The organism is Candidatus Zixiibacteriota bacterium (genome assembly GCA_022865345.1).
In the GTDB taxonomy this organism is placed as follows: Bacteria; Zixibacteria; MSB-5A5; order MSB-5A5; family RBG-16-43-9; genus RBG-16-43-9.
Genome location: JALHSU010000156.1, coordinates 1 through 11,130, shown reverse-complemented (window position 1 = coordinate 11,130; position 11,130 = coordinate 1). Strand labels below are relative to the sequence as shown.

The 11,130-nt window shown below is 40.3% G+C and carries 6 protein-coding genes; 2 read left to right on the top strand and 4 right to left on the bottom strand.

Annotation, left to right across the window (positions count from 1 at the left end; genetic code table 11):
* Positions 1-56 precede the first annotated feature (56 nt).
* From MUP17_07350 to MUP17_07340, 3 genes are all read right to left on the bottom strand, one after another.
* Positions 57-1,721 (bottom strand): FG-GAP-like repeat-containing protein, encoded by a 1,665-nt coding sequence (locus MUP17_07350; protein MCJ7458791.1) that lies wholly within the window; start codon positions 1,719-1,721, stop codon positions 57-59.
* Positions 1,722-2,096: 375 nt separating this feature from the next.
* Complete coding sequence (locus tag MUP17_07345) at positions 2,097-2,975, bottom strand: arginine deiminase family protein (protein MCJ7458790.1); 879 nt, start codon at positions 2,973-2,975, stop codon at positions 2,097-2,099.
* Between the two features lie 306 nt (positions 2,976-3,281).
* Positions 3,282-4,454, bottom strand: coding sequence for a metallophosphoesterase (locus tag MUP17_07340; protein ID MCJ7458789.1), 1,173 nt, complete (start codon positions 4,452-4,454; stop codon positions 3,282-3,284).
* Between the two features lie 54 nt (positions 4,455-4,508).
* On the opposite strand from MUP17_07340, the gene MUP17_07335 reads away from it, so the two are divergent.
* Complete coding sequence (locus MUP17_07335; GenBank protein MCJ7458788.1) at positions 4,509-4,757, top strand: hypothetical protein; 249 nt, start codon at positions 4,509-4,511, stop codon at positions 4,755-4,757.
* A gap of 220 nt (positions 4,758-4,977) precedes the next feature.
* Here MUP17_07335 and MUP17_07330 read toward each other — a convergent pair whose 3' ends face one another.
* Entirely contained in the window at positions 4,978-8,631 is a 3,654-nt protein-coding gene (locus tag MUP17_07330; GenBank protein MCJ7458787.1) for an SBBP repeat-containing protein, read from the bottom strand.
* 310 nt (positions 8,632-8,941) lie between these two features.
* Here MUP17_07330 and MUP17_07325 point away from each other — a divergent pair, with 310 nt between their 5' ends.
* Entirely contained in the window at positions 8,942-11,020 is a 2,079-nt protein-coding gene (locus MUP17_07325; GenBank protein MCJ7458786.1) for a PAS domain-containing protein, read from the top strand.
* The last annotated feature ends 110 nt before the right edge of the window (positions 11,021-11,130 follow it).

The following is an 11,130-nucleotide window of genomic DNA, read 5'->3' as shown; positions in this document are numbered from 1 at the left end:
AAGGGGACAGCTCACAAACGTCTGTCCCCTTAGGTCTCTACGATTCCAGTAATCTTTTAGCTGCAAGGTGCTTTTCCACCTTTGAAAAGATAGTTTATCATATAGACTACATCTGCAACTGTTGGCTGACCGGGCTCAACCGGGGGATTTTGTTTGCAGAAGTTAACATCACCCAAGTTCGCCGGGTCAGGTGCAGGGCCTCCCTTGAAAAGATAATTGATTAAAAAAACCACATCTGAAACACTCTTTTGCCCGTCTCTATTAGCATCCCCATGCAGATATTCGGGAACATTATAAACTACCGTATCTACCTGCCCTGGTTCAGGACAGGGAGCATTGGCTATCACAACTCTCTCCTCATTCTGATCCAATTTCACAGCTAAAGTGTAATTACCTGAACAAACAGACTCAGGCACAACTCTGACCATATACTCTCCGTTTACAGGACTTGGTATGACGACCTGGTCATCTTTGTCCCCATCATTGTTTAAATCTTGGGTGGTATCATAGGTGGAACCATTTTGGATAGTGTTGAAACTCACCCCGATTGAGTCTCCTATTCGGTCTGTAACTATTAAATCCACCGGCGAATAAGCAGATAACCAGAAAGTATAAGAGAGGGGATGAATAGACAAATTTCTCAGAATAGAGACATTGTCGCTATTCGAATTTACTACAGCTAAGTCCAAATCCGTATCCCCGTCCAAATCAGCACAAAAAACAGAAGTAGGACCATCTCCTACAGCGTAGTCAACCTTGGTCTGGAAAGTCCCATCTCCATTGTTCTTTAAAATGGAAACATTGCCGCTATTATAGTTTGCCACAGCTAAGTCCAAATCCGTATCCCCGTCCAAATCCGCACAAAAAACAGAAGTAGGACCATCTCCTACAGCGTAGTCAACCTTGGTCTGGAAAGTCCCATCCCCATTGTTCTTTAAAATGGAAACATTGCTGCTATTCGCATGTGCCACAGCTAAGTCCAAATCTGTATCCCCATCCAAATCCGCACAAAAAACTTGGTGGGGGTCAGCTCCTACAATGTAATCCACTCTTGTCTGGAAAGTCCCATCCCCGTTGTTCTTTAAGATGGAAAGAGTGTCGCTATGATAATGTCCTACAGCTAAGTCCAGATCTGTATCCCCATCTAAATCAGCGCAGAAAACGGAAGTAGGATAATATCCTGCATCATAATCAACCTTTGTCTGGAAAGTCCCATCCCCATTGTTCTTTAAAATGGAGACATCGGCGTTAGCCGAATTTGCCACAGCCAAGTCCAAATCTGTATCACCATCCAAATCAGCACAAAAAATAGAATAAGGACGGCTTCCCGCACCGTAGTCGACCCCTGTCTGGAAAGTCCCATCCCCGTTGTTCTTTAAAATAGAAACACTAGCCCAAGTCCAACTCACCACAGCTAAGTCCAGATCCGTATCCCCATCCAAATCAGCACAAAAAATAGAAATAGGTAAACAATAATATGCTAGACCATAATCCACCTTAGCCTGAAAAGTCCCATCCCCGTTGTTCTTTAAAATGGAAACACTGTCGATATTCCAACTTGGTACAACTAAATCTAAATCTAGATCCCCGTCCAAATCCGCACAAAAAATAGGAATGGGGTTGTCTAATGTGCCGTAGTTGACAGCAGGAGCGAACGGAATGGAATCAGGGTTCTGTGCTAAAGCAGGCGAAGCCCAAAGCATAGAAAGAACCAAAAGCAATAGCTTTTTCCTGATAGACGACCTCTTTTTTGAACTTTGAGATGAACATTTCCCCCTCAAATAATACCCTTAAAATCGCATAAACAATCTACTGCTATATATCCAAGATATGTCTATTTCTTAATTTGTCAATATGAATGTGGCAAAGCTCTGAGGCAGGGACAAGAGATTTAATGTTTCCACAGACCTACTCGGATTGAAACAAGATTGAAGCAGGCGGCTCTGGGTTCTTGCTTGCTCCCCCAAACGTTGCGAAGTCCTAAAAGGAATCTATTATGGCGTATGAGTTAAAACCAGAAAATGAATATGTGCTTACTACTGGGGGGGTAGCCTCCCCCTATACCCCTTTGTTTTTATTTTTGAAGTAATCTAATGTCATTTCATTCTTAATAGAGGCCTTGTTAGGCAAGTTGGGCCTCCAGCACCTTTCTTGCAGATTTCTTCTCCCAAATACTCCCACACTTTAACACCCTCTTCTTCGAGTATACGTTTTGTGTTAGGGTTTCCAGAAAGCATAATGCATTTCCTTGGAGCAATGGTTAGGATGTTGCAAGCCATTGTTTCAAATTCAGATTCGGATACTTCCAAAAGCTTTATTCCTCGATTGATGAGCCAACTTATAAAGGAAGCGGGAAGCAGTTTAGGGTAAACAATAGCTAAGTTGTAATCAATCGGACTGATGAGAGACATTAAATGTAAAACATCACCTGGACCTCTCCATTTAGGCACATAAACAACCATAAATTCATTAACTAGTTCCTTAGTGAGTTCTTTTAACTGGCAAATACCGGTTTCATTAGTTCTGTATCCCTGTCCTACTACTAGAGTGTTTTCATCCAACCAGATGACATCTCCTCCCTCCAATCTTCCTAATCCAGCTATAACTCCAAGAATAGGTATATCCAATTGGATTAAGATATCTCTGGTAGCTGCTGGTTCACCAGAACGTTCTTCTTTTCCCATATTGCACAATATAGCTCCTGAATTCGTGATGATTAGAGGATCACGTGTGTAAATTGAATCAAGACCAGTATCTTGATTCCTTGATAGATAATGGATATCGGATACTTCCCTCTTTAGCAGGTTAAGAAAATTCGCATATTCCTCCTGAGCTTTATTGTAATCTGGACGTTCTAAATAATTGAGCTTTCTCCATTGAGTATCGATGTTTTTCTGGGAAATAAAAGCATCTTTGGTGTGCTTAACCAATATACTCTGAATCTTTCTAATCTCGGATTGACCTCCATACATCATTACTACCGATCTCCTGAGTAGATGATATAATAATAAATTAGAAAACAAATGCAAAGTATCAATTTTGTAGCTAGCTACTATAATGGGTTTTTATCAAAACTTGCCTTACTGAACAATATTCGAACCTTTTTTGGTGTTTGAAACAGAAGTGGTAGGGGTAGCGTTCCCTATATCCCCTTTGTTTTTATTTTTTAATTGGGGGAGAGAAGTTGTAATAACTTCTTCTCTCAAGTGCAACTTTCTATATTTCAATAATAATAAGAGCCACCTATCACGTTTACCTTTATTAAAGTAGATACTTCGGAATTATTTTATTAATTGATGATCACCTTTGCCAGTTACTCTATAAAACTCTCCATTTTTCCAAAGCAGCCCTTGAAGCGAGCCCAATTCCTCTGTTGGAACATCAATTGCTATAATCCGATTGCCGTATAGGCCCAAAACCTGATCAATCTCGGTATGTCCCACAACGATAGCAGAAGCCTTATAATAATTCAAGATACTCTCGACCTCTGAGAGGGATGCTTTTAAGTAAGAGTTCTCCATCTCATAATGATAACCACGGTACCAGAAAGGTCCTTTACCACCAAAAAGAAAATTAGCTAACTCGTTAAAAACTAACTGGTTAGAACGAAGGTCTATACTACCACGAACTATATTATTGATATCAGCTAAACTAAGATTCTTATTTATTAGAGGAGGTGAAAGTCCGGCATGAACGAAAATTATGTCATTTATTTTAATCACCGTGTTTTTAGACCGTAACCACCTCCCCAGTTCCATCTCAGGGCTAAATAAGTCTTCATACTTAATCTTAGTTTTATTAACAATTCCTTTAAGGTATTTTTCGTGAATATACCTGGTATCACCACTTAAAACCATTAATTCATGGTTTCCTATAAGATAGTGAACATCACCACCGCTTCGCTCCGCTTCTGATTCCAGCTGACGGATAAACCATAGACATTCAGTAACCCTATCACCCCTATCAAAAATATCACCAATAATTACAAGATGTCCATCTTCCCATTTCCACTGACAACTGTCATCAATTACACCAGACTCTTTAAGAAATTTAACTAAAAGTTCATATTCTCCATGAATATCGCTGATAGCAAGTATTCTAGGAACATGATTGATGATATATGGTTCTGGATGAGGAGCTGAAACAGGAATAAAATACTCTATAGCAGAATCCTTACAAAATCCATGAAAGCGGAGAGTGTCTGCTCCACTGAAGGTCTGAATTAGCATATCTTCATTACAGAGGTAGAACACAATCACTGAAGTATCAGTTTCCCAGAAAACGTATGGACCATCGCTAAGCGAATCTATGAAGTTAGATGTATCTGTTACCCCACCATATACATCAACAATGGATCTGGATAAGTGATGTGTTTGCCCAGCAAATGAGGGTAGAAATCCATTAAGTAAAACCGCAAGTAAAAGAGTGAAGATGTTTAATAGAAATTTATTCATGGAATACCTTTTGACTTAACTAACTAATCTTCCCTGAAATTAAGGTGTGTGCAAATGATTGTCAACAAGATTGAGGATTTCTATGACTATCTAAGAGCAAATAGGCAGATAAAAGTAATTTGTTATAAACAGATTATTATTAAAGGACAACTCGAATTAGTTAGCATTTTAAAGATCCCCAAAAAACCAACCCCAATTGAAACAAAATTGAAACAGGGAACGGGGGGGGTAGCATCGCCCCCACCCCATTCTCTCTTAGACTATATTGCCTTAAGAGAACCTGCGATAAATTTCTCAGAATAAACTTACTTAGCCATTACTAAAAACAGAGCAAGTAAGCTGAGCAAGGTTTACCCCACCGCGCAGTTCTATATAGTTTTTAGCAGAGATATACAAGTAGATGGTGTGGTTATGGGATCCTCTGTGAACACACACAGGGTGTCAGAATATTTTCAGGTTAGCAAAAAAAGGGGACAGGTCACAAATGTCTGTCCCCTTAGGTTCCTAAAAGTTTCTCAATCCTTTAACAAGCTGGTTTTGGTCCGCCTTTAAAGAGATAATTAATTAGATAAACTACATCAGCTACGCTAGCTCGGCCATCACAGTTAACGTCTCCAATTAGCAAGCCAGCAACTGGCGCTGGCCCTCCTTTAAAGAGATAATTGATGAGATAAACGACGTCAGAGACTGTCAGTTTTCTATCACTGTTAACATCTCCACGGAGTAAAGCAGTTGTGAAAGCCGCATAAATTCCCAGACTATGGATTGGACTAACTACTTCGCTTCCTGTTGTATCAACAGTCCCGCCTATGAATTCCCACTTGTTTGAAGTTTCATTCCATTTAAAAATCTTCAAGCTAGTTTCCGAACTGCTTTTCAAGTCGACATCCTGGTACTTGATAACGATATAGTTATTCACCCCTGCCAAACTGCTTAAATTGGGATAGGCAGAGATTGAATGCACTTCTCCCCCTTGCTCCACCAGACTATCCAATCCATTCAACAACGGTGGAAAATCAGAGGAAAGGATAAGTATTTTGTGCAGAGAAGAATTGTCCTCATCAAGATTAAGTATGCAACTTCCTTGGGGACCATAGATCTCTGGAACAAAGGAACTGTCCAGAACAGGGGTTACGGTATACCTGTTGTTCACAAAAAAAGTATAGGCAGAATCATCTACGGCAATGACCGAGAACATCCCGTCTGAACCCAGGGAATTGCCAACGATAGATTCATAACCCTCCGTCACCGGAGAAAAAACATAGGTGTACATCTGATTGTATGGATTGTAAAGCTCCAGGCTTGGATTCTGACTGAAAGATTTATTTACTTGCAGGCTATACCTGAAAGAATTTTCCCCCTGAAACCAACCGCTGTTGAGCATAAGATAATTCCCTTTAATTGCTCTCAAGATAGCCACGATAGTATTACCATTTGCAGAAACTCGGCGAAAACTATTTTCTTTATATGAGCCTAAAATGTTAAGCTCAATTTCCAAATACAGAGTATCTCTAAAAGCTCTTATAATGTCATCACCATTCACTCCTAAACATATAATACTTCCCGAATCAGCCGTGTTTCCCTGATCAATAAACCAGGTATGGTTATCCTTGTATAATTGCACTTTCGAATTCCCCAGTGGCGAACCTAATTCATCCGTACTTGTGAATATCAGCACATATGCACCAGTATTGGAATCGGAAATCACAGTTCTTAGCAGGGAACCCACATCATAATTCAGGTTCAACATATCATTATTCGGACCCGAGAACAGCTCGGTTGAAGGTTTCTTAATGGGAACGAATATCCCATCATAAGTACCTTCGTAATTCCACTCAAAATAATCCCAGCAAGACCTGTCTCCCCTGTTAACCCACTGGCGTGTTATTCTATGTGATAAAACATCATACTGCAGTAAACAGGACATTTCAGAGTTCTGTTCGATATCTACCCCAAGTTGATCATCCATTAACCCAAAGTCGAAATCATCTAATATATTATTACCTGCATTATTTATGTACTCATCACGAAAACCGACACCATAATGCCCAAATTCATGTGCTAAGGTTCTGCTGGGTGGATAAGCCTTAAATTCATCTGGATAATCAATTGACCCATCGTTATCATCATCATAGGTTGTCTGGCTAATTATCCAATCGTAAGGATATAGATCGTATGTCAGATTTCTGTTACCATTATAACTGTTAAAATAAAATATCCTGGGAAAATAGAGTCTCCGTTCGCCTGATCCGAAAATTCCCCCTCCCAAACGCCTTGGGGCGCCACTTGTCCAGGTAAAAGTGGAAGCATTTGGCCACTGCATATTACTGGCGTATATCCTGACATCAGATGAATCCCAGTATGCTTTAGCATCAAAAATCTTGACTGAGTCTATATATAGCTGCCCGTCGGTTACATCGTAAAGATAATTCGACATCAATTTGAATCCATCACGCAGACTTTCCAGGTATTGCTGATCTGCATCCCATTCCACTGAAACAAGAAGGTCAAACATGACTGTAGCATGGCTTAGTGTTATCTCTTGCAATGAATCTGAGGTAAACGTGTGATAAGAAATCGCACCGGTAGTGCTGTCAAAAGTTCCGTTGTCTATTTTTATATAATACATATTGGGCAGGATGCTCCGGTGTTTGACTGCAGGTTCACTATGCACCAATCTTTCCACCTTAACCCAATCCCCGATATTGAACCACCCCTCTGGAACAGTCATCCTGCCATAAGCATTTGTAGTTAACTCGCCAAGATAAGACTCAGTCATTACAGGTGGGTCATCTGTGACTTTGTAAATCTTGAAGGTCTTACTTGCAATCGGATTTAGCGAATCAGATCCGTCTCTTAAAACCAAGATCTTCTCACCCCCAATTTTACCATATTTTATGGTTGCATAGTCATAACCTCCTCCGGTCACATAGACATTACCATAAGCGTCTACGACTATAGCGTGAGCTTCATCACCATCATGTCCTGAATTGTATCTCTCAACCCAGCGTTCATTCCCATTTTGGTCATATTTCACGGTGGCATAATCATAGTCAACCCCGTAACTTTCCCCCGTAACATACACATTACCGGAATCATCCACGGCTATAGCATTAGCTTTATCTGCCGAGCTCCCTGGTCCGTTGTAACTTGCCACCCAGAGCCGAGTGCCGGATGAATCATACTTTATGGTGGCATAGTCATAGTCTGTTCCGCTGCCAGTACTCCTTCCAGTAACATAAACATTGCCAGAACCATCTACCGCTATGGCATAAGCCTCATCCGTATTAGCTCCTGCTCCATTATATCTTCGCGTCCAGGCAGTGTCTCCGTTTGGATAATACTTTATTGTGGCGAAGTCAGCATAGATGCCATAACTTTGTCCCGTAATATAAACATTGCAGGAGTGGTCTACCGCTATGGCGTAAGCGATATTGCTGCCACTAAAACCGTACTTCCTTACCCAGGCAGTATTACCGTTGGGATAATACTTTATGGTAACGTAATCAGTTCGCAACGAGCCTTGATAACTCCAACCGGTTACGCAGACATTGCCACTGTCATCTACAGCTATGGCACGAGCACCATCTGCTCCATTTCCTGCTCCGTTATACATTCTTACCCAGGCAGTATCTCCGTTGGGAAAATACTTTACGGTAGCATAGTCTCGATTAGTTCCGTTGCCGGGACTTTCTCCTGTCACATAGACATTGCCTGAACCATCCACCGCTAGGTCGAGTGCATAATCATCTGAGTTGGCTGGTCCATTATATCTTCTTACCCAAGCAGTGTCTCCATTGGGTTTATACTTTATGGTAGCATAATCATATGAGGTTGCCCCGCCACTGTTACTCCCTCCGGTCACATAAACGTTACCAGAGGCATCGACAGCTATGGCTTCAGCATTATCATCAAAGTACCCTACTGCTCCGCTATATCTTCTAATCCAAAGGGCATTCCCATTGCGGTCATACTTGATGGAGGCATAATCATTATAGTTGCCCCAACTGTATCCAGTCACATAAACATTGCCTGAAGCATCCACTGTTATGTCATTAGCCAAATCACCACCATCCCCCCATCCATTATAACTTCTTATCCAGGCAGTGTCCACCTGGGCATAGGCAGAAATACTCATAAAAACAAAAACCACCAAAATGATTAGCTTCTTTAACATCTTCCCTCCTTTTTAAGGTTAGGGGAAACATGATAATCAACGTTTCTTTATTTACTAAAATAATAACTAAGAAAAGGAAAAAGTCAAGGTAAAACCTGGTAGGACAGGCCAATTTGTCCCCATAATAACCCAACCCCAATTGAAACAAAATTGAAACAGGGGTAGGGAGGGTAGCACTCCCCCTATACCCCTTTGTTTTTATTTTTGAATTGGGTTAGCTCGGTTGCCAAGATATTAACCTTCTGACACTATATAGAGTTATTCCGTTTGACAAGTCATCGTGAAATCATATATATTATATATAGATGAAATGAATAACAGGCGACAAAATTCAGAAGAAGAAAGACTTAAGGTAGTCTTAAAAATAAACCAAGCTATCTCTCAGACCTTGGATTTAGAGAAAATCCTTATGATGGCCTGTGAGATGACAACCCAAGTCCTTAAAGCTGATCGCTGCTCCATAGCACTGCTTTCTACTGGAAATACTTATGAGATCGTCAAGAGTTATAAAAAAAAGCCTTCCTATCCATCAATTGACGGAGCAAGGTTTGATCTTAAAGATTACCCTCATATTGCACCGTTCCTTTTGAAGAAAAGAACCGTTCACATATCTGATCGCAAGAAGACCTCTCTTTCTGTGAGGGAAAGAACCATCTTTAAGCAGTTAAATGTTAAAGCATTGTTAGCTGTTCCCATAATAGTAAGCAGAAAGACCATTGGTGCTATTATCCCATCCAGAATAGAACAGTCCTCTGCCTTCTCTTCACTGGATTTGAGTCTGTGCCAGACAATTGCAAATCAAGTAGGAATAGCTATTAAGAACGCAAAATTAACAAAGAAACTACAAGAAGAACATAAGGAATTGAAAGTTTCTCAGCAGCAGGCTTATTTGACAAATGAGAGGCTTCGTTACCTTATGTTTTCCACATCCGCAGTGATCTATGCCTCAAAGACTTCAAGAGATTACGGAGCTACCTTCATCACAGATAACGTTCGAGGAATGGTAGGCTACTCTCCGGAGCAATTCATCACAAACTCAAGCTTTTGGGTCGGTCGCATTCATCCCGAAGATGTGAAGAGAATCTTACAAGAGCTACCAATTATATTTAAAAAAGGGTACCACACTTATGAATACCGTTTTCGGTGCAAAAACGGTAAATATATCTGGATGCGTGATGAAATGAAGCTAATACGAGACGACAAAGGGCAGCCATTAGAGATAATTGGTTACTGGACAGATATTACGGATCGCAAGAATACAGAGATCAAGATGATTGAAAGTGAGAATAGATACCTTCGTCTATTTGAAGATTCACCAATCTCTTTATGGGAGGAGGATTTCTCCAGTGTTAAGAATTACCTTAATAGTTTAAAATCATCAGGGGTTAAAGATCTTAGAGCATATTTTGATAACCATCCTGAAGCAATTTCTAAATGTGCTGCTAAGGTAAAGATAATAGCTGTGAACAAAACAACACTGAGATGGTACGAAGCGAAGAGCTTAGAAGAACTTAAATCTGGCTTAAACAAAGTTTTTACACAGGAATCATATGAAGTGTTTAAGGAAGGACTAATAGCTATCTTTAGCGGCAAAACGAGTTTTGAAAGTGATGCTACTAATCAAACGTTAAAAGGGCGAAAAATTGATATTAATATAAGATGGAGTGTGTTGACAGGTTACGAAAGGTCGTTAAGCAGGTTATTGGTCTCCATCGTTGACATCACTGAACGCAAATTAACAGAGAAGAAGTTAGTTTTTCTTGCTAACAGAGTAATAGAAGCACAGGAAGAAGAAAGGAGAATGACTTCACAAAAGCTACACGATTCGATTGTACAGGACCTGACCGCCATGAAATTGGACCTGAAGATGTGCTTGCGAAGTTCTCCTCAACAGTATGTCCAAGTAATAAGCAGGCTTAAGGATGATGAAAAATTAATAACCCAGACTATGGAAAACCTACGTGACTTATCCTCTGATCTCCGACCTCGTATTTTAGATGAACTGGGACTATTTTCAGCACTCAGGTGGTATGTAGATAAATTCAGTCGAAGAACTAACCTTGAGGTACAATTAAAAATCACAGGGTCCAAGAAAAGACTTTCGCCACAAAGCGAAATCGGCATCTTCAGGATAATTCAGGAAGGTTTAACGAATATAGCTAAGCATTCTGAAGCAAAGTCTGCGTCTCTCTCCCTATCAGCGAAAGCTGGGTATGTTAGAGTAGTTATCCACGACAACGGAATAGGATTTGAGCAAAAACGTGCAGATACTCCCACCAGCTATGGACTGCTGAGGATGATGGAAAATACTAAGCTTCTAGGTGGAAAATTTAAGATTATTTCAAGAAAAGGAAAGGGAACTACATTGCATATCACCATTCCCTATTAAAATTTGTTTTATCCCATCAAAACCGAAGAAATTTCAATCCCAATTGAAACAAAATTGAAACAGGAGGGGGATAGCGCCCCCTAACCCCTTTGATTATATTTTTGAATTGG

Excerpts from the sequence above, each read along its gene's own strand:
- MUP17_07345 (MCJ7458790.1), bottom strand. The coding sequence starts at position 2,975 with ATGATGTATGGAGGTCAATCCGAGATTAGAAAGATTCAGAGTATATTG.
- MUP17_07340 (MCJ7458789.1), bottom strand. The coding sequence starts at position 4,454 with ATGAATAAATTTCTATTAAACATCTTCACTCTTTTACTTGCGGTTTTA.
- MUP17_07335 (MCJ7458788.1), top strand. The coding sequence starts at position 4,509 with ATGATTGTCAACAAGATTGAGGATTTCTATGACTATCTAAGAGCAAAT.
- MUP17_07330 (MCJ7458787.1), bottom strand. The coding sequence starts at position 8,631 with ATGTTAAAGAAGCTAATCATTTTGGTGGTTTTTGTTTTTATGAGTATT.
- MUP17_07325 (MCJ7458786.1), top strand. The coding sequence starts at position 8,942 with ATGAATAACAGGCGACAAAATTCAGAAGAAGAAAGACTTAAGGTAGTC.